Below are 22423 nucleotides of genomic sequence, written 5' to 3' on the forward strand. Positions count from 1 at the left end.
AGTCATGGGAAGACAGACGAAATCCCTTTCTCGCAAGCAGGAAAAGAAGGCTTTTTCTGCAAACGAGAAAGGGTTTTTTTCGTTCTGACGTCGTTCCGGCTGTCCTCTCCGGGTGGATAAGACTTTCTCCACGTTGACTGGTCGGAATATTCAAAATTATAATGAAGCTAGGCAATACATAGACGGGAAGGAAAGGATGAGGAAGGTGAAAGCGACGACGAAGACAAAGCTTCAAGCAATCGTCTCTTCGGCAGCTTCTTTTTTGCTGCTGGCTGTCCCCATGCAAGCCAAGGTCCCGGGCATTCCCGAGGGAACGACGGGCGCGACGAAAGGAATCGTGGCGGTATCCCATCCTGCAGCCGCACAGGTGGGCAAGGATATCCTGCAGCAGGGAGGCAATGCGGTGGATGCCGCTGCCGGTATTCAACTGGCGCTAAATGTCGTCGAACCGCAAATGTCCGGCATTGGCGGCGGCGGCTTCATGATGATCTACCTGAAAAAGGAAGGAAAAATCACAGTCATAGACAGTCGGGAAATGGCGCCGAAAGCAGTTGATCCGAAGCTGTTTTTGGATAAGGACGGGAAGCCGGTACCTTTTGAAGAGCGTCATACCAACGGAAAGGCAGTGGGGGTTCCGGGTACCCTGCTTGGACTGGATACTGCTTTGAAAAAGTACGGAACAATGAAGCTGGGAGAAGTGATCGATCCAGCCATCGCGTTGGCCGAAAAAGGAGTGCCGGTGAACTGGATCACCGCCCAGCATATTGCGGACTCTGCGGAGAAGCTCCAAAAACACGGTACGGCTGGCCGGGTGTTTGTTCCGGATGGCAAGGCGCTGAAGCCGGGAGAGCTTCTGATTCAGCCGGAGCTGGCCAAAACGTTTAAGCTGATCAAGGAAAAAGGGACCGATGCACTTTACAAGGGCGAGATCGGCGAGGCTTTGGTCAAGGAGGTCCAGCGCACAGGCGGAGCCATGACGATGCAGGATCTGAAAAATTATGTGGTAAAAGAACGGGAGCCGGTGAAGGGCACTTTCCGCGGGTACGAGGTAGTCTCGATGGCTCCGCCCAGCTCTGGCGGTTTGACTCTGATCCAGATTTTGAAGCTGATGGAGGGCTTCGACAACAAGAAGGACGGCCCTCTTTCTGCCGCGTATCTCCATCGGCTGATCGAAGCGAATCATTTGGCGTATGCCGACCGGGCTGCTTATATGGCGGATGAGGACTTTTACCCGGTGCCGAAAAAGGGGTTGATCCATGATGAGTATATCAGTGAGCGGAGAAAGCTGATCAACCCGGAAAAGGCAAGCAGTGATGTGAAGGCGGGAGACCCATGGCGGTACGAGGGCAAAAAAGCGGTGAAGGCCATGTCTCAGGTCGAGGTGTCTCCGGTAAAACAGACTACGCATTTTGCGGTCATGGATAAGTGGGGCAATCTCGTTTCCTATACGACGACGATCGAGGACGTGTTTGGCAGCGGCATCATGGTCCCGGGCTACGGCTTCATGCTGAACAATGAACTGACTGACTTCGATGCTGTTCCCGGAGGGGTAAACCAGGTAGAGCCGGGGAAACGGCCTCGTTCCAGCATGACGCCGACGATTGTGCTCAAGGACGGCAAGCCGTTTATGGCGGTCGGATCGCCAGGCGGCTCGACGATCATCGCCTCCGTCTCCCAGACGATTTTGAATGTGCTGGAACACGATATGCCGATCCAGGAAGCGATCCTCTCTCCACGGATTTTCTCCAGCAGCTATCCGACGGTCAGTTGGGAGGCAGGCATTGATCAGGATGTGATCCTTCAATTGATGGGGATGGGGCATGCGTTCAAGGCACAGCCGGAAAACATCGGAAACGTGCAGGCGATCATCTACGACCTGGAAAACGGCAGGATGTACGGCGGAGCCGACAATACCCGTGAGGGAACGGTGCTGGGCGTAGACGCGGTCGCGTATACGTCTGCCGAGCCGCCCGCCCCGAAGGAATCGCCAAAAGCAGCCTTCCAGATAAAGGTAAACGGAAACCTGTATCCGTATACGGCAGATCAACTGGCTTGGTACAAAGGCGAGCCTTACGTCCAGGCCGATAAACTGCTGCTCGGCTTGCACGCAAAACCAGGTTCCTTCCAGAGCGAGCAGGCCTTCATCGACGGACGCGCTTTTCTGCCCGTCAAAAAAGTAGCAGAGGGGCTAGGATTTACGGTGACGTGGGATGCCAAGGAAAAAGTTGTCTCCTTGCAAAAGCAATAGGAGATAGAGACTGGATTCCGACAGGACCAAGCAAAATGAAAAGCCAATGGGGAGCTCCAAGACTGGGCTCCCTTTCTTCATGCAAAGAGAGCAGGGGATGCGTGCGAAATAGGAGAAGTAGTTTACCGACAACCAAAAAAAGAAACAGGAGTGCGAGATGAAAAAAGTTCTGGTATTGGGTGGGACGCGATTTTTTGGAAAAAGGCTGGTAAAAGGTCTCGTTGATAGCGGTTATGACGTCACGATCGCCACCAGGGGAAGGCAAGCCGACCCGTTTGGAAACGAGATTGCCCGTATGCAGGTAGACCGGAATGATCTGGATTCCTTGAAACGCATCGGAAGCTCTGAATGGGAGCTGGTCTTTGACAGTCTCTGCTACACGGGAGCAAATGCGAGCCACATTTTGCAAGTATTGGAGGGGAAAGTAAAGAGACTCGTCGTCACTTCCTCAAGAGCTGTGTACGAACACTCTCCGCTGATCAGGAGGGAAGCTGATTTTGACCCGTATTCATATCCGATCACAGCCGGTACGAGAGAAGAGGTCTCCTATGAAGAGGGAAAACGGCAAGCGGAGGCCGCCTTGTTTCAAAAAGCCGGCTTTCCGGTGATTGCCGTCAGATTTCCCATCGTTTTGGGTGTGGAGGATTATACCAAGAGGCTGCATTTTTATGTGGACCAGATACGAGCTCAAAAAGAGATCTATGTCGGAAACCCGCATGCGAGGCAATCCTATATAGACGCGGACGAAGCGGCCCGGTTTCTGCAGTGGGCTGGCGAATCAACTCAGGCTTGCGGGCCCTACAACGCTTGTTCTGACGACGCATGGACACTTCCCCAACTGCTCGGTGCAGTCGAAGACGCAATCGGCAAACCGGCCCGAATCTTGACCGGCGGTACGGCCGAACAGCTGTCTCCGTTTGCGATCCCGGATTCCTATGTTCTGGATACGGGCAAAGCCCGGAGGGAAGGCTATGCGTTTCGGTCGCTCTCTGATTGGCTTGTGCCTTTGATTCAGCGCTTGGCGGCAGAATAAAATGAGTCGCGGCAGCCAATTGGCCCGTTACGTTCCATTCTTTTCATACGTCTTCATACATGGTAAGGTAGTAAAGACACTGAAGACTGTATTTGTCTTGATGGAAACCAGGAGGCATAACCGATGAAAAAGCAACCAACAGTCATTCTCGCTGTCGCAGCCGCACTTTCCGGCGCGCTTCTGGGAGGATGTGAAGCTCCGGATGTCAGCACGTGGATCTCTGGATCAGGCGGACAATCGACTACGGCACCGGAAGGACAAGCGACAGGAGAAGAGACGACGATTCCAGAAGCGCCATCTATCGACTGGAATGCCATTCCTGAGACATTTGTCCTCGCTCCGGGAAGCGAGAAAGCACTGCCTCATGGAGAAGGAGTCACGTACCACATTTCTGCGCCAGATGTGGCAACGGTATCGCCGGATGGCAAGCTGGCCATTTCCGAGCACGCAGCGATCGGCTCCAAGGCAGAGGTAACCGTAGAATATCAGGGGCAAACCAAAACGGCTCAAATTACGGTGAAATCGTCGCTTGCTGAAACCATTATGATGGTAAACAGTGTTCCGACTGTAACCAATCCTACTGATCTTGCAGTTGTTGTGAACAAGCAGCGCTCGCTGCCTGTCGATTATATCCCGCCAGGATTAACGGAACCAAACGTCCCCTTCCCGTTTTCCGGCAAGGCTGAGAAAAAGCTTCTCCGCGAGCCCGCCGCTCGTGCTCTCGAATCGCTGTTTGCCGCCGCGGAGAAAGACGGAATCCAGTTGTACGGCGTGTCGGGATATCGTTCCTACCGGACGCAAAAATCGCTCTTTGACGGCTACGTAAAGACGCAGGGAGCAGAGCACGCTGCCCGTTACAGTGCCAATCCCGGCAAAAGCGAACACCAGACCGGGCTTGCTATGGACGTTTCCGGTGCCGATTCCTGGACCAGACTGGAAGAGCCGTTTGCCGATACGCCGGAAGGAAAGTGGCTCGCCGCTCACTGTGCAGAGCACGGCTTTATCATCCGCTATCCAAAGGGCAAGGAAGAGATCACGGGCTATGCGTATGAACCGTGGCATTTGCGGTATGTAGGAACGACGATGGCCAAAGAAATCATGGAAAAGGGCATCACGCTGGAGGAATACTTCCAGGATGCTGTTGCTGTGCAAAGCCAATCGTAAACAAACAGGACCAATTCGCTTCAAGGAAACCATCCGCCAGGTAGCTGCTATCTGGCGGTATTTTTTGTGCGCCCAGCATGGGCGATAGCTATAGGGTGAAAGTCCCGAACGGGGGTTGGCTGTACCAACCGTTAGCTCAAGGCAAGGGTGTCGACCGCGAGGTCGAATCTGAAGGAAGCCGGCGGCAAAATCCCGACCTGAGGTACACGAACCCAATTTGAGGCTGTTGTATCCGGGCGAGTCTGCCAAACAAGACAAAGCCCCATACAGCCAAGGGATACAGTAGTAAACTTGGGCAGGTACATGGGATGAAAGTTATCGTTCTTACCTGGGGAGGTCTGCATGAAACGCCTTCAACTGTTGGTAACCGTCTCCGTAAGGAGACGCTGAACATGCAGAAGTCAGCAGAGGCCATAGTACCCGAGTAGAGGACGCTTGAATGGGGAAGGGCCGAACATCAAGTCAGCATGCGATCCATGTCTTTTGATACGGTACGTCGAAGCAGAATTCTGTCAAGGAACTACTTTTGAAGAGCAGGGGTGAAGCCCCGAGGGTACAAAAGAGGGCTGAGTATCGTACAGCAAGCACGGAGTCCGCATGTGCGAAGGAAGGAACATCATTATGGATTTGCTGGAAAAAGTCTTATCACGGGAAAACTTACGGATGGCACTCCAACGAGTGGAGGAAAACAAAGGTGTCGGTGGAGTCGATGGTGTTTCAACCGAACAACTACGCGATTATCTACGTGAACACTGGCAAGCCATCCGCGAGAAGATGGAAAGGGGAACCTATAGACCTTCACCTGTTCGCAGAGTCGAAATCCCGAAACCTGACGGTGGTGTAAGGTTATTAGGCATTCCCACCGTGGTAGACCGCTTTATTCAGCAGGCCATCCTCCAAGTGTTAACGCCGATCTTCGACCCCACCTTCTCGGAATCTAGCTATGGGTTCCGTCCAAAACGTAGCGCTCACATGGCAGTAAGGAAAGCGCAAGCGTATATCTCCGAAGGATATCGTTTCGTGGTGGACATCGATCTAGAGAAATTCTTTGATCGCGTAAATCATGATATTCTAATGAGCCGTGTGGCTCGAAAAGTTCAGGACAAGAGAATTTTAAGACTGATTCGTTCCTACTTGAATGCGGGGATCATGATAAATGGCGTCTGTACAACATCAAGTGAAGGAACACCGCAAGGTGGGCCGTTAAGCCCACTTTTGGCAAATATCCTACTTGATGATTTGGACAAGGAACTCGAAAAGAGAGGCCACCGTTTCTGCCGCTACGCAGACGATTGTAACATCTACGTGAAAACAAAACGGGCAGGGGAACGAGTAAAGAAGAGTATTCAAAACCACTTGGAGAAGGTACTAAGGCTAAAAGTAAATGAGGAGAAAAGCGCGATAGACCGACCATGGAAACGAAAATTCTTGGGCTTTAGTTTTACCTTTGCAAAACAGACAAGGATTCGCATCCATCCCAAATCCCTCCTCAAGCTAAAAGAGAAAATCCGCACGATCACGAATCCGGTGTGGAGCATCTCGATGGAGAAGCGGATTGAAAGAATAAATCAGTACCTCATGGGCTGGATTGGATATTTCGCCCTTGCAGACGCGAAGGGCATTCTACAATCCATTGAGGAATGGACAAGGCGCAGGCTCCGTCTTTGTTTGTGGATGCAGTGGAAACGCGTGAGAACCAGATATCGAGAACTTCGTTCTCTTGGCATATCTCACGTAAAAGCCATTGAAATTGCAAATACCCGCAAGGGTGCATGGCGTACCACAAAGTCTCCGCATATACACAAAGCCCTCGGCATTGCCTACTGGCAACAACAAGGGCTGAAAAGCTTAGTGCAACGATATTCTCAAATTCGTCAAGCTTGGTGAACCGCCGTATACCGAACGGTACGTACGGTGGTGTGAGAGGACGGGGGTTAGTCGCCCCCTCCTACTCGATTGTCATTGCACAGAGAACTGCTCCCAAACAAAAAGACGCGGGAAGGACGGACAATCCCCCGCGTCATGCTCTTTGCATGTTTTTTGAATGGTTTCCCGGATAAATCCAGGCAGCCAGGACTCCCGGTAATAACAGCTACTGTCTTCCCGTAACTGCGGTCAAAGACGGCTGAGAGAAAGCGGTCTGCTGCTGGTACGATCTTTGAAGCAGCTCGCGTTCCATTTGATCGCAGTAAGAGATGACCTGCTGCAGCTGCCGGATAGCCGTATCATGTCCTTGCAAAGCCTGTTGAATCATCCGAACGGCCTCAAATTCACGCGCAGCAAGCTGTTGCAGAGTGGCTGCGTTTTGCTGTTCCTGTTGGAGCATTTGCCGATACGTATTGCTCGCTTGCATCGTTTGCTGAATCATTTGCTGAGCGATTTGCTTGCACTGAGCGATTTCCTGCTGAGTATGTTGCAAATTGTGCATCTTCCCAACCTCCTGATGATCGTTATGCCGTACCATCATAGGATGAGCGAAAGGAAGAGGATTCATTACTCGCTTGCAATTACTTGGGCAGACGGATGCTTCCCAGCGGCCAGTAGACAAGCTCGGCCCGTCCCACGACATGATCAAGGCTGACAGGCCCGATTGCACGGCTGTCCATGCTGTTGTTACGGTTGTCACCCATCACGAAGATATGTCCTTCCGGAACTGTGATCGGTCCAAAATCTTCCGTCAGCGTGACACCTTCAGCAGCAGCTTTTAATTTGTTGGCTGTCAGGAACGGCTCGTTGACAGGCTGGCCGTTTACGTACAATTGGTCGTTTTTCGCTTCTACCGTATCGCCGGCCAGGGCGACGACCCGCTTGATCCAATTTTCCCCCGAAGCATCCGGGTGAATGATGACGATATCACCGATTTGCGGGTTCTTCAAATAGAAGATGGCCTTGTTGACGATGACGCGTTCACGGTCGTGCAGTGTGCTTTCCATGGAGCGGCCTTGTACAACATAAGGCGCCATGACAAAGACATAGATAAAAGCGGTGAGTCCGCCAATCAAGACAAACGATTTTACCCAATCAAGCAATTCTGTTTTCCACTTGGCAGCACGTTCAATTTGTTCCATAAGCAATCTCCCATGTACAAGTTTCTCCGTCGGCATATCTTTGTATGTAGCGGGTCTTCTCACGTTTTGGGGAAAAACCGACAGATGTTCTTATTATACATGCTTTCAAAGCGAAGAAGAAGCCGGATTCATGGAAATCGGTGGGAAATGGGACTTGCCTCCTGTTCACAAATTCGTCACCATTAAACATCTTGCCATGTTTTTCATTATGAGGTAATATGACATTGCAAATTAGTTTTACAGTAAAAATATTAAATCATAAACGCATTGTCCACTCTCGTATCAACCTATTTTCAGGCGGGTACATAAATGCGCAGAAACTATCGAAATACTTGCACTATAAAACCAAACGCTATATAGTTTTATAGTAAAAGTATTTACTTTCTGAAAATGGGTGATGATGTGAGCGAAATGTCTCGCGCTGTTCAAATCGAGGAACTGGATCAAGCCTTTATCGAGATGGCCCGTTACTTTATCAGTCACTGGCTATTGGATGAAGATGAGGTTATCAGTCCAAAACAATTCATACTGCTCCGTGTCCTCTACGACAAGCAGCGCAGTACCGTCTCGGATCTCGCAACTGTGTTACGGCAATCCAACAGTGCAACGACGATTGCTTTGAATCGTCTGGTGAAAGCCGGATACGTCAACAGAATTCGCGATGAACAGGACCGGCGGGTTGTTTGGGTAACCGTATCCGATAAAGCGATCCCCTTGATCGAACGGTTGCTATGCAAGCGAAGGAACCTGATGAAGGGCTTGTTGAAGAGCTTGAGCGACGAAGAGCTTGAGCAGTTTGCAACCTATTTGCGAAAAATGAAACAAGGCCTCGAGGAATGAAGGATCGCGTTTGCCTGTTGGGCAACCGGTATCGCGTAGCATAGCGGCTAAGAGATATTTCATGGACAGCGTGAAAAGACAGGAGTGTATGAATGATGAAAAAAATGACAACTCTCATGCTCGGAACCATGGTGCTGGGCGCAACGCTGTTTACGAACGCTGCATTTGCTAAAGAAGTAGCGACTCAACCTGAAAAACCTGTATTTGGAAACGGCCAAGGCGGCTGGATTAACATGCCATTGGAAGATCAAACGATCACCATTACCAATAAAATTGACAGCAATGCTGCGGCTAAAGGCTGGGTAAATGCCCCTCTGGAAGATCAAACAATCGTAGTCAGCGACCGGGGTGCCTTCGTAGCACCAACACAAGGCTGGGTAAACATGCCGGTAGAAGACCAGTATGTCATTTTGGAGCGCGGTCAGGCGCAAAATGTTCAGCCGACAGGTTGGATTCAAATGCCGAAGGAAGACGAAACAATCGTCATCTCTCCAGTTGTTAGCCAAGAAGCTGCACGCACTGGTTGGGTAGCTGCTCCGACAGAGGACAATACCATCGTCATTTCCAGCAAAGGTGCTGACACTGGAACTCGTTCCGGCTGGGTATGGTCCGCTCCTGAATCCGATAGCGATAAATAAGGAACAGTCCAATAAATGAACGCGAAAAAGCAGTCTCTTTCCACCGGGAAGAGGCTGCTTTTTTGTTTAGGTATGTGTAATCGGTCCGAGCTGCCGGTCTTTAATAAAAAAATTTTTATTGACTTGCAAGGGTTGATTGCGAACAATAGAAGGGAGTCAGAAAATTGAAAAAGGGGTGAACGTATGAGAGATCCGCGTTTGGAGGAATTGGCGCGCAATCTTGTTTCTTATTCTGTCCGTGTTCAGCCGGGAGAAAATGTACTGATACATGCGGTAGGCCATACGCCTGAGCTGGTTCAGGCGATCATTCGGGAGGTGTATCTGGCAAAAGGAAACCCGTTTGTTCAACTGGTCGATCCGAAGATCAAACGGGAGCTCGCCAAAGAGTGTACAGAGCAACAGCTGACGCTGCTGGCGGAGCATGAGACAGCCTTGATGAAACAGATGGACTGTTATATCGGGATACGCGCAGGCGACAACATCAATGAGATGGCAGATGTGCCAGCTGATCGGATGAGTATGTACTCGCGTCTTTACGAGCTGCCTGTCATGGATGTCCGGGTGCCTGAGACAAAATGGGTGGTGTTGCGCTATCCGAATCCGTCCATGGCGCAATTGGCGAACATGAGTACCGATGCTTTCGAACAGTTTTACTTCCAGGTGTGCAACCTTGATTACAGTAAAATGAACGAAGCGATGGATAACCTTGTTGCGTTGATGAACCGGACAGTTCGCGTTCGAATCGTAGGACCAGGCACTGATTTGCGTTTTTCCATCAAGGACATCCCGGCTGTCAAATGTGCCGGATTGCGCAATATTCCCGATGGAGAAGTGTACACAGCGCCGGTACGGGATTCCGTAGAGGGAGTGATTACGCATAATGCGCCGACTCCGTACAACGGATTTACTTTCGAACAGGTCTGCCTGCATTTTGAGCAGGGTAAAATCGTGAAGGCGACAGCCAACGATACGGAGCGCTTGAACGCTATCCTGGATACAGACGAGGGTGCGCGCTATATCGGAGAGTTTGCGATCGGCGTAAATCCGCTGATCCGAAATCCGATGAAGGACATTCTGTTTGACGAAAAGATTGACGGAAGCTTCCACTTCACGCCGGGCCAGTGCTATGACGAGGCGTACAACGGAAACAAATCCTCTGTCCACTGGGACATGGTATCGATCCAACGACCGGATTGGGGCGGAGGGGAGATCTGGTTTGACGAAGTTCTGATCCGAAAGGACGGCCGGTTTGTCATTCCGGAATTAGAATGTCTCAACCCAGAAAACCTCAGCTCCTGATCGGCAACCGTTATTTTATAAAATCGCGCATGCGCTGTTCAGCAAGCACAGGGTCCATGTCAACCTGAAACAGCATATGCAGATTGCTGGTGGCAGCCACCGTTCTGCGTGTGGCGCTGTACAAGGTCGGTTTTGCCTTCTTGATCAAGGTCATGATCTCTACGACGGGCGGGATTACCTGCTTGATGCGCAGCAGCCCTTGCAAGTAACGGACTAGTTTTTGAATCGTGGCGGTTTGATCGTTATCAGGCAAGTGCTCAATCATGCTGTAAAATTCACGGATGATGATGTGTTTTACTTCATGGGGGCCTTCCATGCTGGTCGTTTTCAAAACAGGTCACCTCGTGTCAGTAATGGAAAATGGGAAGGTACTTAAAAAAATCGTACTTTCTATCTACCCGCTGATCATGTGAAATAAACACGCGGAAGAACCCGATTTGAAGCGTCGGGTTCTTTTTATCGATGCTTGTATACGGCTCGTTCTTCGGCTGGGATACGGACCCGCAGCAGCAGCCAGAGATTGCAGATGGTAAAGAACATGGCTGTAACATAGGCGGAAAAGGTCAGCGGCAGTGTGAAAAGCTCGATCGTCACGATCCAGTAGTTGGGATGCCGGATGTAACGGTAAGGGCCGCGTGTAATCGGGGGAGCGCCGGGAAGGATGATGATCCGCGTATTCCAACGTTTTCCGAGAGTCAGGATACACCAGTAGCGAAGAGTCTGCGCGAATAGAAAGAGCGAAAAAGACAGGGGCCACCAAGGGGCAGGCATGCCTTTTCGCCAGATGCCCTCGGCCAGCAGCGCGGCAAAAAAACCGACATGTAGAAATACGATGTACTTGTAATGGTCAGCACCGACTTCATACCCGCCAATCGAACGCAAATACCGGGCATTTCGCGAGGCGAGCCTGAGCTCCAGAAGGCGCTGGAGGACAACAGCCATATAGACAATCAGGAAAAAGGACACGGCCTCACCTCGCTTCCAGCAGGATGAATTCCGAGCTGAAGCCGGGACCAAGGGCAGCTAGCAGGCCTTGTTCTCCCTTCGACCACGGCTTCTGCAAGCTTTTTTCCAGCACAAAGAGGACGGTAGGGGACGACATGTTTCCGTAATCCCGCAGAACCTCTTCTGAAAACCTGATCGAGTCAGCGGGGAGCTGCAATGCTTGTTGGTAGGCGTTCAGCACCTTTGCGCCGCCCGGGTGGAAAATAAAGTGCCTCAGCTTCTCCACGGTTGTGCCGAGGGGCGCAAGAAAGCTCTCCAGCTCTTCTCGCATGGATTTGTGAATCAGGGTGGGAATATCTCTGGAAAAGACAACTTTCAGTCCCGGGTCGGTCACTTCCCAGCCCATGACATCGAGCGAATCGGACCACGTCCTGGAGCGGGCAGCGCAAAAATGGAGCTGCGGCTGATCAGAGACGCCTGTATGTACCACTTCATCCCCTTCGATGAGCACAGCTGCAGCGCCGTCCCCGAACAGGCAGGTGGCGACCAGATTGCTTTTGGAAACGTCCTGGCGAATAAATGTCAGGCCGCACAACTCCACACTGAGCAACAGGACCCGGCGCTTGGGGTAGGCGTTGACATATTCGCAGGAGCGGGCGAGTCCCATCGCTCCGCCCGCACAGCCCAACCCCCACAGAGGAATGCGGGTGATGTCAGAGCGCAGTCCCAGGCGGTTCAGCAGGTGGGCATCGATACTGGGTGTGGCTATACCCGTACTGGATACGAATACAAGGCAATCAATATCGTCTATTCTGCAATTGCTGTTCTCAAGGCAGCGTTTCGCCGCCTCGGCACCGAGAGCTACAGCGTGTTGTATGTACAACCGGTTTTTTTCGGCAAAGCTGTGGTCTTGTCCGAACCATTCCAGCGGCATGCAAAAGTGCCGCTTGCGAATCCGGCTGTGGGAAAAAATGCTGATCAGCCGGTCGATGTCCGGAAAAGCATCCTGGAACAACAGGCGGGCAAAGGCCATCGAAGCCTCTTGCGTCACTTCATAAGCAGGAACAGCGGTAGCAGCAGCAGTAATCCGCGCCAGCGAGCTCACCTCCTCTAAAAGGTAAGTAGTTCCATTTTTCCCTACCGCAAGGAATACATTCGTGACAGGAAGCAAGCAAAACAAAAACAAGCCAAAGCCTGGCAACGACCAGACATTAGCTTGTTTTGCAATCCGCAGCCAAGATTCCGCCAGCAGGTATGTTCCTATTTGTTCCAGCAACAATAATTGCGGCTCATGATGCGGACATATTCACAGAAGTTTCTGCCGGTGCGGAAGACGACTTTCTGACAGCCTTTTTCACCAAACCGTATTGAAACACTCCGGCGATCAGCAAGAGCAGACCGACGATGGAAAACCAGTACGCGCCGCCGATATTGCGAAACGCGACGGCTCCGGTGGACGGACCTATCGTACCGGTGATTCCCCAGTTCGCGCCGAAAATGGAAAAGTATCTCCCTCGGAGCTCCGCTGGTGCCAGTACGGAGATCGCCTTTTGGATCTGCGGGCCATAGAGCATCTCGCCAATCGTAAAAATGGCTTCGGCCACTACGAGCAGCCAGAATACTGGGGCCCAACCGTAACCGAATCCGACGCATCCGAGCAGCAGGTAAGCGGCGAGAATAATTCGCTCGGGCGGGAACCGATCGGCAAACCTGGCAATGGCGATTTGACAGCAGACGACCAGTACTCCATTGATTGTCATCAAGGTGGCAAATACCGTCAGGAAGTCGTCAAAGCGAGTGCGCAAGTGCTGCGGCAGGATAATTTCCACCTGCGAGTACAACAGTGAGACGGGGATTGCGGCCAATGTCATCCACAGCAGGGTGGTATGCTCCCGCAAGCGGAGCTTCGGCGCTTTTGACACGTCCTCTGGCTGCCCCCCTTTCTGTTTGCCGGATTCCCTTCTTTCCTTGGGGAGTGTCTCCGGGATTTTCCACATGATCAACAGACAATAGATCATGAGCGTCGCCGAGCAAATTCCGAAGGCGATAGCCGGGTTGATCTTGTAAAGCGTGACCCCGATAAGAGGGCCTGCGGCTGCTCCGAGGTTTAAAGCGGTATGGAGCAGGGCGAACACCTCGCTGCGCTTTTCTTCCGGGACGACGTCTGTCACCTGGGCGCTGGCAGCAGGCCAGAACAAAGCGGCTCCAATTCCATTCAGGATGGTTAGAGAAGCAAAGGCGATCAGGGATTCGGCCCAAATATAGCCCGCCATCGAAATCGACTCGATGACCAGAGCGGCCACCATCAAAGGCTTGCGTCCATAGCGGTCGGCAAGTCCACCGGCGTATACGCTGGCCACGATGCTGGTGAGAGGCTGAAGGCTTGTAACCATTGCTGCTACCAGAAGATTCCCATCCATCCGATCGTACAAATAGAAAGCGAGAAAAGGGCGAAGCATAAAACCGGCAAACGTTGTCAGGATGGTTCCGATCACGCGTATCCAAATCGTGGTATCATAGCGTGAGATGATGTTCTGCAGCCAAGCCATGCGACAAATTCCTCTCTTCCGATAAAAGGTTATTTAGTAAGACATAAGTATAAGGGAGCGTCTATTGAAAAGAAAGGAAATTGTTTCTGTTGGCAACTTTCAGAGATTTAAAAGCTATAAAAGAGCTTTGACGGATGCTTACTCCTGTGTTTCTATAGGAAGTAACTGCATTATCGCAGGAAGACCAGATCCCCCAAGGGTAGAATAAAAGGAGACAGGGTACATGACAGATCGCTTTCGAGACAGCCTCGGCCACAACCTTCATCGCGTAGGCCAACTGATCAGGGAAGAGACAGCCAAAGCGCTTGGGCCGTTTGGCATAACTCCCGAGCAGTGGCAACTGTTGGTTGCGACCGCACAGACGGACGGGCTCACTCCCTCGGAATTGGGAAAGCGGACTTTGCGTGACAAGACGACGATATCGCGCATTTTGCCCGGTTTGCTGAAAAAAGGCTGGCTGAAAACGGAGCCCCATTCCCAGGACGCCCGAAGCTACATCGTAAAAATGGCGCCTGATAAAGTGAAGGTCATAGAAGAAACATTGGAGGCAGTACGGGACCATTTCACGCAAAGCGTATTTGCGCCATTTTCGAAAGCCGAACAAGACATGTTTCTAAGCATGGTGGTAAGGCTGAGGGACCACCTGGAGAAATGATGGTTGCATATGCAATATCCTTTTGTTACCCTAATGGTTGTATATACAATTAGTTGGGGTGAGAAGGATGAAATTGACCGTACGAAAGGCAGACGGACCGGGCTGGCTGATGATCGCCGAAATGGTGGAAAACGGGCTTTACAAAGTCGTCACGGAGCGTTGCGGCGAAGACCCTCCTTACGCTACAATCCTGCAGTTCTTGCACCGCCTGCCAAGGCTTCTCGACCGGATATGCGGAGTCGAGGCGCTCGAAATTCAGCCGAGCCGCGTCGTTTCTGCCAAGCGTGCAGCACGAGCGGCCAGCAGGGAGATGGAGGCGGCGAGGAGAAAGCAGTCACCCGGGAAGTCTTTTCAGATCATCAGCCAGGAGCTGGAGAAGGCGGCGGAATGGAAGCGGGAGGTCACAGAGCTGACTCTCTGGGTCAAACCGGGCAAAAAGAGAACGGCCATAACGGGGGAGACACTCAAGGGAATGCTTGTCGTCGAGGTGACAGGATCTCCAAGGGACAGCCAGACACACGACGAACTCCGTGCCTTGTTAAAGAAGAGGTTTCACGCATATGACAACGATATTGAATTGGTCGAAGGCTACGCCAGCCAGCGCAAGCTTTACCGGATCACGCACCGCCGCTGATTCCTGCTGCCGAGTCCAGGCAGCAAAGGGGGAAGTCAAAGAAAAAAACGGCATGCTGGCAGCCGGGAAATAAAAAGTGAACAACTGGCAACACTAACACTCGTACCCTAGGCGGACGGGTATTTTTTTATCCTTTCAGAAAATAAGGATCGGGGCCGTTTTAACGCATCATTTTTCATTTGTCATCTGTCTTTACAAAAACTTAACAATTTCTTAAAGAAAAAAATACACATTTGTCCTTGTTTTTAAATTTACCTTCACAAAGTTGTTCGATATAATCGGTGAGGCGTTAGTTATTCAAAGGAGTGACGACTGATCTTATGTTAAAAAGCAAAAAGCACATCTTCTTTGACTTGTTCGAGCAGCAAATTGCCAATGTCCACAAGGGAACCCATCTGTTTTATGAAATGATCGGGAACTACCAGGACTTGGAATCCAAAGTAAAAGAAATCAAGTCGGTGGAAAAAGAAGGAGACGAGATCGTTCGCCGGATTATGAATGAATTGAACTCTACCTTTATCACTCCGCTGGAGAGGGAAGATATTCACCAGTTGGCCCATACGATGGACTCAATGATCGACTACATCGACGGCGTAGCAGACCGGATGTACTTGTACCAGGTGCGCCAGCCAGATCCGCGCGTGCTTGCACAGGCCAACATTTTGGTGAAATGCTCGGCGAAGCTGATCGAATTGATCCGTACGCTGCGCAAACTGGATCATCAGGTCGTATCCAAATACGCTGCCGAAATCAAGGAATTGGAACATGAATCCGACTCCAACTACCGTAAAATGGTTTCTGATTTGCTCAACGCTCCTAACGCTGATCCGATCGAAGCGATCAAGCTCAAGGAAATTTACGACAAACTGGAAGACTGTGCCGACTTTGCCGAGGACGTATCCAACCTGGTAGAAGGGATCGTGCTGAAGAATGCCTAGTCTTTCCCCGGATATGATTATCCTGATCCTCGTTGTGATCATGGCGCTTAGCTTCGACTTTATCAATGGATTTCACGATACCGCTAACGCCATCGCGACTTCAGTGTCTACCCGAGCGTTAAGCCCGCGCACGGCTATCATTATCGCGTCGTTCTTAAATCTGATCGGGGCGCTCACGTACACAGGGGTAGCGAAAACGATCGGAGGATCGATTGCCGACCCGTTCCAGTTGGAAAACGGATTGGTCGTCGTGCTTGCTGCATTGACGTCAGCCATCCTGTGGAACCTGATCACCTGGTGGTTCGGAATTCCCAGCTCCTCCTCGCACGCGCTGATTGGCGGGATCGCTGGGGCAGTCGTAGGTGCTGCTGGCGTCGGTTCCATTAACATGGCAGGCTTTATCAGCATTGTACAAGCCTTGATTTTTTCTCCATTGATCGCATTTGTCGTCGGTTTTACCGTAATCAAGATCATTTCGGCGATCGTAGCCAATATGGCGTATCATCCGACGAACAAAGGTTTTCGGATGCTGCAGGTCGTAGCTGCCTCCTGGCAATCCTTTAGCCATGGAGCCAACGATGCGCAAAAAACGATGGGGATTATTACCTTCGCATTGATTTCCGGTGGATTTATGACGCCGGAAAACGGTGACTTCTCCATTCCTCTCTGGGTCAAAATCTCCGCTGCGGTGGCGATGGCACTAGGGACATCTGTCGGCGGCTGGCGGATTATCAAGACGATGGGCGGCAAGATCATGAAAATCAAGCCGATCAGCGGCTTCTCTGCAGACCTTTCGTCGGCGATGATCATCACCATTTTTACGGCGTTCAAGCTGCCGGTCAGTACAACGCACGTAATTACTTCCTCGATTCTTGGCGTAGGTGCCTCCCAAAAGTTTTCAGCTGTTAAATGGGGGCTTGCCGGAAGGATTTTGGTCACATGGGTAATCACGTTGCCGGCTACAGGTTTACTGGCTGCTGCCTGTTACGTGGTGTACGATGTGTTCCTGTAAAAGGAATTCGTTTATAGCGTTCATAAATAAAATGCCAGCGTCCTTTCCTGCCGTACGGGGAAGGACGCTTTTTGCTGCCCTGCAAAGTTATGACGGACGCGTCAGACGCGCCCAAAAGCCTTGTTTCGGTTTGATGGTGACCATGCGTATGGATGAGATGGGAATATACGCGAGAGACCCGTCCGTCATCTCCAGAAGAATGCCGTCTTCGCTGTAATCGTAGAGCCGCCCCTCTTCAAAGGAGGATGTACCAGCGGAAATCATCGCCGGTGCGAAGTGAACCCGGACATCCCTGTCGAGGTAGTCCTCCAACATACCCTCATTCATATCAAAACACCCGCCTTGTTTTTTCCTCAGTATGCCCATCTTTTCGACAATTCAGACGCAGGTGCCCCGAAAGAAAAGCCACCGCTCGTTGGAGGGTGGCTCTGTCATTCTGTTTCTTATTCTGAAGTATTGTGGGACTGGATGGACTGTCTGCTTTTTCTCGCAAACACGATCAGCAAGATAATGCCCACCGCGATTAGAGAAAGGCTGACCAATTGGGCAACGCGCAATGTTCCGCCGATCAGGAGAGAGTCTGTACGCATGCCCTCGATAAAAAAGCGGCCGATTGAATACAGGACCAGATAGCTGAACAATACTTGTCCGTCAAAGCGTTTGAAGCGGTACAGCATTGCCATCAGGATGGCGAAGACGAGCAGGTTCCACATCGACTCGTAGAAGAACGTTGGGTGGTAATACTGCCCCCCGATGTACATCTGGTCGCGGATAAACGCAGGAAAATGAGCCATGTACTCCGCAGTTGCCGGTCCGCCGTGCGCTTCCTGGTTAATAAAGTTGCCCCAGCGGCCGATCGCTTGCCCCAGAATGACACTGGGAATCATCGCATCCCCCAGCAGCAAAAACGGCAGGTTGTGCTTGCGGACATACCAGGCACCGGCGAGAACGCCGCCGATCAAGCCGCCGTGAATCGCCAGCCCTCCTTCCCAAACGTAGAAAACGGAGAGGAGATTGTCTTTGTACTGGTCCCACTCAAAAATGACGTAGTAAGCACGAGCGCAAATGATGGCAGCGGGAATGATGAGTACGACCATGTTCAGGACGTGATCAGGATCTATGCCCGAACGCTTGGCATTGTAGCGGGCGAGATAGGTTCCCAGAAAAAACGCAAACCCCATAATGATTCCGTACCAGTGAATATTGATGGGGCCAAGTGATAATGCTATCGGATCAATCATGTTGTATTCCTCCTTGCCTCCAAACATCTCTGCACAGTATAGCACAAATCGCATGCGCAGTTCCAATTGTGCAGATGGCAACAGCAGGCAGCCTGTGGACCGCCGCACTTATGGCTTTTGTTTCAGAAAGGCCAGGATCGAATCAAGGGAAGCACGCTTCTGGTCATGGACGGCAGCGAACAAATCGCCGAACTTTTGCAACCGTTCGGGAACCGTATGGACGGTGAAATCAGTCGGGTGGATATGGGGAACCTCTTCCCAGCGAAGCGGTGTGGAAACGGTCGCTTCCTTGCGGGCCCGCGTCGAATAGGGGGCGGTCAAGGTCTTTCCCCGCCAGGGCTGCAAGTAATCGATGTAGAGCTTCGTGCCCCTGTTCTTGACCAGGCGCTCCAATGTGATCAGATCAGGCCGCTTTTCCGCCAGGTAGGTCGCCAAGAAATGCCCGACCTGTCTCGTTTGTTCAAATGTATAACGACGTTCGATCGGAATGTAAATTTGCAAGCCCGATGCGCCAGAAGTCTTGACGACAGAGGGGAGCTGCAAATCGTCCAACAGCTCCTTCAAAAGCATGGCCGTTTCGGCGACGGGAGCGAATTCCGGTGTAGACGGGTCAAGGTCGAAAACGAGCTCAGTCGGTATCTCGTCTCCCGCCAGGTGAAACGAGACGTGCCATTCCAGTGCCGCCTGATTCGCCAACCAAACAAGAGTCGCCGCATCATTTAAGAGGGGATAAGCGGTATTTTCCCATACGCTGGAAGCGATCCAGTCCGGAGCGTACTCAGGAATGTTCTTTTGATAAAAATGCTTGTCGTGGATGCCGTGGGGATAACGGATAACAGTTAAAAGGCGGTCTTTCGTATAAGCCAGAAACGGAGAGGCGACCTCCATTAAATAACCGATGTAATCCCATTTGGTGACGTTTGCTTCCGGCCAAAGCGGTTTGGTTGGATTCGTAATCGTCAATTCCTTGCCCGCAACGGCAACGGTAATATCAGCAGCTTCAGTAGGCAAGACAAATCCCTCCCTCTGGGACTAGTGCTGCCCCTACTTTTCCCGCATTGGCCAAACATATGCAAGCGAGGCACCTGCATATTTTGGAAACCCGAGTAACATAATACGGGTAGCTTACCAACAGTTGGTGAATCGTATGAAGCATACTCGTCAGTCAAAGAAGGAACAAAATATTGCCCAGTTAAACGAAAAAAGTCTGAGCGAGCTGGAGTCTTTTCCCGTTCGTTCTTCTTTGGAAGAGAACATTGAGATTCTTGAACATCTGTTTCAGGATTGCTCGGATTTTGTTCTGCGTGAGTTTCAACTGAAAGACAGTGTTCAAGCTTGTGCGGTCTTTGTAGATGGCTTGATTGATACGCAATCCGTTAATGAAGCACTGAGGGCGCTAATGATCCTGAAGGGTGGCCGGGAGAGCATCAGGAGCATCGAGCATGAAGTTCTCCCCGTCTCGCAAATTTCCGAGGTCACCAGTTACAAGGATTTTCTGTCGGCTGTGCTTGGGGGAGATACGGGAATTCTCGTAGACGGCAACGACATTGCTCTCACGCTCGGGATTCGCGGAGCCGAAAAACGTTCCGTAAACGAACCGGAAGGGGAAGCTGTCGTACGGGGGCCGCGGGAGGGATTCATTGAAAATATCCGGACGAATACGTCCCTTCTCCGGCGGAAGCTGAAAACGCCCCGATTGAAAATGAAATCAATCGTCGTTGGCAAGGAGAGCAATACGAACCTCGTCGTTTCCTATCTGGAAGGAATAGTAGACCCTGCTTTACGGGACGAGGTTATTTCGAGAATCGAGCACATCGAGATCGACGCGGTTTTGGAATCGGGTTATATCGAAGAGATGATCCAGGATAATGCTTTGTCGCCATTTCCGCAGGTCCAATATTCGGAAAGGCCTGATACGGTTGCAGCCGCTTTGCTGGAAGGGCGGATTGCTATTTTTGTCGACGGGACACCAATGGTCCTGATCGTTCCGACTACGTTCTGGATGATGATGCAAGCCAACGAGGATTACTATGAACGCTTTCAGATGGCCACACTCGTCCGCTGGCTGCGCTATTTGTTTTTGGCTATTTCTCTTGTTACACCGGCCGGCTATGTAGCGATTTCGACCTTCCATCAGGAGATGCTCCCAACCACTTTATTGCTGAGCATCGCGGCAGCGCGGGAATCCATTCCGTTTCCGGCGATTGTCGAGGCGCTGATCATGGAGATTTCGTTCGAGGCCCTGCGCGAAGCGGGGATTCGATTGCCGAAAACAGTAGGGCAGGCAGTCAGCATTCTGGGGGCGCTTGTCGTAGGACAGGCTGCCGTCCAGGCGGGAATCGTTTCGGCACCGATGGTAATTGTCGTTTCGATCACGGGAATCGCTTCCTTCACCGTGCCGCATTACAATGCATCGATCGCTTTGCGGATGCTTCGTTTCCCATTGATGTTTGCCGCCTCCTTTTTGGGAATATACGGCATTCTGGTCGGCATTCTTCTGATTATGGGACACATGGCAAACCTTCGCTCGTTTGGGGTGCCGTACCTTTCCCCGCTGGCGCCGATGTCAATAGGCGACTTCAAGGATGTGCTGATTCGTGCTCCTTGGACAATAATGGAGAAACGCCCAAGCTTTACGGGGGTAGAGGACGAAAAACGCTTGAACACAGCCTCGATCAATAAGTCCAGACAAACGAGCGATTGAGGAGGCTAAAATAAACAGAAATAACCGGGGGAGTGGTACTGTGAAAAGGAGTTCCCGCTTCAAAATTGCTAGTATCATCGTCATCCTGATTCATTCACTGCTGCTTACGGGGTGCTGGGATCGGGTAGAAGTGAACGATCTGGCGCTCATCCTTGCTTTCGCGGTGGATAAGGAAGAGGACGGCTTGTACCGGATGTCTGTACAACTCCCCCTGGTCAGCAGTCTCGGAGGTCCTTCCGGCGGTGGTGGAGGGACCAGTGGAGACAAGAGCTATTATGTGGATTCGGCTACCGGAAAAACACTCCGGGAAGCGAACAACGTTTTGCAGTCAAGGATGAGTCGAAAGCTTTTTTACGCCCATCATCGGGTGATTGTCATTGGCGAGGAGACAGCCAAATCAGGGCTGAGAGAAATACTTGATGTCATCGCCCGTTTTCCGGAAAACCGCCTGACAGCATACATGGTCGTGGCGAAAGGGAAAGGCTTCGATCTTCTCAAAGCCCAGCCTCAGTTCGAGAGATTTTCTGCGGAAGCGATGAGAGAATTGATCAAAATGGTGGGTGTTACCGTTACGGTAAAAGACATTGCGCAGATGTTGAATACACCTGGTGTCGATGCGTATCTGCCAGTATTGGCAAGCGTTGATTCCAGACCAAAAGGGAAATCAAAGGAAATCGAGCTGATCGGTTTTTCCATGTTTCGTGATGATCGGTTCGCTCATTTTTTAACTTTGGAGCATGCCAAAGGGATTCGATGGTTCCAACCGACTTTCTATTCGTACGCTACGGATTTTGATATCCGAAAAAACAGGGAGATCAGTGTTCAAGTAAATCAAGGTAGGATGGAAATTACACCGATCGTCCGTAATGGAAAGGTTCATTTTCAAATAAACGTCCACGCGAGAGCGGCAATCATTGAAGATCACAGCGGTACCGATTGGGGAAACTCGAAGAATTTGCGCATGCTGGAAAACAAGCTGGCTGCCAACATAAGCGAAGGCATACGAACAACCCTTCAGGAAATGGTGAAAAACCAGAGCGACATAGCGGGGTTGGGACTGGTGCTCGCAAGAAAATATCCTCAGCTATGGAAAACATCGTTTCGCGAAAACTGGGACAAGCATTTGAAAGCAGTGACATTTGAGATTCGTACCAGAGCGACTGTTCCAAACATCGGACAAACCACAGAGAACCTAACCAAGGAGGAGATGAGATAGGATGAACCTGATTTTTGCAGGGATTTTTCTCCTTTCCTTCTCTTTGATGGCAATCCGTGACATCATGTTACAGCATCACCGTTCTTCAAAAATGAGAGTGGTCATCTATCTGCTCTATATCGCAACGCTGTGCCTGTTCGTCGCTGCGTTTTACCAGGTTGATATCTTCAAGCCCTTTCAAAACACGATCAGTGCTTTCGAGTCAAGGGTTAAAGCATGGATGATGAGCCTTTACTAAG

General features: G+C 51.1%; 23 protein-coding genes. 14 read left to right on the forward strand and 9 right to left on the reverse strand.

Annotation, left to right across the window (positions count from 1 at the left end; all coding sequences use genetic code 11):
- Positions 1-196 precede the first annotated feature (196 nt).
- The 4 genes from ggt (at position 197) to ltrA (ending at position 6332) form a co-directional block, all read left to right on the forward strand.
- A complete protein-coding gene (ggt, locus tag V5G20_RS11735; RefSeq protein WP_003386085.1) occupies positions 197-2248 on the forward strand; it encodes a gamma-glutamyltransferase in 2052 nt (683 codons plus the stop codon).
- Between the two features lie 157 nt (positions 2249-2405).
- The gene (locus tag V5G20_RS11740) at positions 2406-3281 is read left to right on the forward strand and encodes an NAD-dependent epimerase/dehydratase family protein (protein WP_338463419.1); all 876 of its coding nucleotides are present in this window, start codon (positions 2406-2408) and stop codon (positions 3279-3281) included.
- 123 nt (positions 3282-3404) lie between these two features.
- On the forward strand, positions 3405-4445 hold the full coding sequence (locus V5G20_RS11745; RefSeq protein ID WP_338463420.1) for a M15 family metallopeptidase: 1041 nt from the start codon (positions 3405-3407) through the stop codon (positions 4443-4445).
- Positions 4446-5066: 621 nt separating this feature from the next.
- A complete protein-coding gene (ltrA, locus tag V5G20_RS11750; RefSeq protein ID WP_024985202.1) occupies positions 5067-6332 on the forward strand; it encodes a group II intron reverse transcriptase/maturase in 1266 nt (421 codons plus the stop codon).
- Between the two features lie 205 nt (positions 6333-6537).
- On the opposite strand, the gene V5G20_RS11755 is transcribed toward ltrA, so the two are convergent.
- Together V5G20_RS11755 and lepB are read right to left on the reverse strand one after the other, a co-directional pair.
- Positions 6538-6873 carry a hypothetical protein gene (locus V5G20_RS11755; protein WP_003386081.1) on the reverse strand — a complete coding sequence of 112 codons (336 nt, stop codon included), beginning with the start codon at positions 6871-6873 and terminating at the stop codon, positions 6538-6540.
- A gap of 79 nt (positions 6874-6952) precedes the next feature.
- Positions 6953-7513 carry a signal peptidase I gene (gene lepB / locus V5G20_RS11760; protein ID WP_003386080.1) on the reverse strand — a complete coding sequence of 187 codons (561 nt, stop codon included), beginning with the start codon at positions 7511-7513 and terminating at the stop codon, positions 6953-6955.
- A 411-nt stretch (positions 7514-7924) separates the two neighbouring features.
- On the opposite strand from lepB, the gene V5G20_RS11765 reads away from it, so the two are divergent.
- The 3 genes from V5G20_RS11765 (at position 7925) to V5G20_RS11775 (ending at position 10290) form a co-directional block, all read left to right on the forward strand.
- The gene (locus tag V5G20_RS11765; protein WP_003386079.1) at positions 7925-8353 is read left to right on the forward strand and encodes a MarR family winged helix-turn-helix transcriptional regulator; all 429 of its coding nucleotides are present in this window, start codon (positions 7925-7927) and stop codon (positions 8351-8353) included.
- Positions 8354-8445: 92 nt separating this feature from the next.
- Complete coding sequence (locus V5G20_RS11770) at positions 8446-8991, forward strand: hypothetical protein (RefSeq protein ID WP_024982970.1); 546 nt, start codon at positions 8446-8448, stop codon at positions 8989-8991.
- A gap of 183 nt (positions 8992-9174) precedes the next feature.
- Entirely contained in the window at positions 9175-10290 is a 1116-nt protein-coding gene (locus V5G20_RS11775) for an aminopeptidase (RefSeq protein WP_122958705.1), read from the forward strand.
- Positions 10291-10300: 10 nt separating this feature from the next.
- Here V5G20_RS11775 and V5G20_RS11780 read toward each other — a convergent pair whose 3' ends face one another.
- From V5G20_RS11780 to V5G20_RS11795, 4 genes are all read right to left on the reverse strand, one after another.
- On the reverse strand, positions 10301-10621 hold the full coding sequence (locus V5G20_RS11780; protein ID WP_003386074.1) for a hypothetical protein: 321 nt from the start codon (positions 10619-10621) through the stop codon (positions 10301-10303).
- 125 nt (positions 10622-10746) lie between these two features.
- Positions 10747-11256, reverse strand: coding sequence for an isoprenylcysteine carboxyl methyltransferase family protein (locus V5G20_RS11785; protein ID WP_003386073.1), 510 nt, complete (start codon positions 11254-11256; stop codon positions 10747-10749).
- 4 nt (positions 11257-11260) lie between these two features.
- Positions 11261-12331, reverse strand: a complete 1071-nt coding sequence (locus V5G20_RS11790) for a type III polyketide synthase (RefSeq protein ID WP_024982973.1) — start codon at positions 12329-12331, stop codon at positions 11261-11263.
- Positions 12332-12524: 193 nt separating this feature from the next.
- Positions 12525-13784, reverse strand: coding sequence for an MDR family MFS transporter (locus V5G20_RS11795; protein WP_003386071.1), 1260 nt, complete (start codon positions 13782-13784; stop codon positions 12525-12527).
- A gap of 223 nt (positions 13785-14007) precedes the next feature.
- Here V5G20_RS11795 and V5G20_RS11800 point away from each other — a divergent pair, with 223 nt between their 5' ends.
- From V5G20_RS11800 to V5G20_RS11815, 4 genes are all read left to right on the forward strand, one after another.
- On the forward strand, positions 14008-14439 hold the full coding sequence (locus V5G20_RS11800; protein WP_003386070.1) for a MarR family winged helix-turn-helix transcriptional regulator: 432 nt from the start codon (positions 14008-14010) through the stop codon (positions 14437-14439).
- 67 nt (positions 14440-14506) lie between these two features.
- Positions 14507-15073, forward strand: a complete 567-nt coding sequence (locus V5G20_RS11805) for a DUF167 family protein (RefSeq protein WP_003386069.1) — start codon at positions 14507-14509, stop codon at positions 15071-15073.
- 320 nt (positions 15074-15393) lie between these two features.
- Complete coding sequence (locus V5G20_RS11810) at positions 15394-16011, forward strand: DUF47 domain-containing protein (protein WP_003386068.1); 618 nt, start codon at positions 15394-15396, stop codon at positions 16009-16011.
- Positions 16004-17023: an inorganic phosphate transporter gene (locus tag V5G20_RS11815; RefSeq protein ID WP_003386067.1), complete on the forward strand. Its 1020-nt coding sequence runs from the start codon at positions 16004-16006 to the stop codon at positions 17021-17023. Before V5G20_RS11810 ends, V5G20_RS11815 begins: the two co-directional genes overlap by 8 nt.
- Positions 17024-17110: 87 nt before the next feature.
- Here V5G20_RS11815 and V5G20_RS11820 read toward each other — a convergent pair whose 3' ends face one another.
- From V5G20_RS11820 to ligD, 3 genes are all read right to left on the reverse strand, one after another.
- Positions 17111-17350 (reverse strand): hypothetical protein, encoded by a 240-nt coding sequence (locus V5G20_RS11820; RefSeq protein ID WP_003386066.1) that lies wholly within the window; start codon positions 17348-17350, stop codon positions 17111-17113.
- A gap of 116 nt (positions 17351-17466) precedes the next feature.
- On the reverse strand, positions 17467-18264 hold the full coding sequence (gene lgt, locus V5G20_RS11825; RefSeq protein ID WP_003386064.1) for a prolipoprotein diacylglyceryl transferase: 798 nt from the start codon (positions 18262-18264) through the stop codon (positions 17467-17469).
- 108 nt (positions 18265-18372) lie between these two features.
- Entirely contained in the window at positions 18373-19275 is a 903-nt protein-coding gene (gene ligD, locus V5G20_RS11830; RefSeq protein WP_003386062.1) for a non-homologous end-joining DNA ligase, read from the reverse strand.
- Positions 19276-19411: 136 nt separating this feature from the next.
- Between ligD and V5G20_RS11835 the strand changes: the two genes are divergently transcribed.
- The 3 genes from V5G20_RS11835 to V5G20_RS11845 are packed head-to-tail and all read left to right on the forward strand — an operon-like array spanning position 19412 to position 22422.
- Positions 19412-20968: a spore germination protein gene (locus tag V5G20_RS11835; RefSeq protein WP_003386060.1), complete on the forward strand. Its 1557-nt coding sequence runs from the start codon at positions 19412-19414 to the stop codon at positions 20966-20968.
- 40 nt (positions 20969-21008) lie between these two features.
- On the forward strand, positions 21009-22184 hold the full coding sequence (locus V5G20_RS11840) for a Ger(x)C family spore germination protein (protein ID WP_003386059.1): 1176 nt from the start codon (positions 21009-21011) through the stop codon (positions 22182-22184).
- A 1-nt stretch (position 22185) separates the two neighbouring features.
- Positions 22186-22422 (forward strand): hypothetical protein, encoded by a 237-nt coding sequence (locus tag V5G20_RS11845; RefSeq protein ID WP_003386058.1) that lies wholly within the window; start codon positions 22186-22188, stop codon positions 22420-22422.
- The last annotated feature ends 1 nt before the right edge of the window (position 22423 follow it).

The sequence above is a fragment of the Brevibacillus borstelensis genome, assembly GCF_036700025.1.
GTDB classification, from domain to species: domain Bacteria; phylum Bacillota; class Bacilli; order Brevibacillales; family Brevibacillaceae; genus Brevibacillus; species Brevibacillus borstelensis.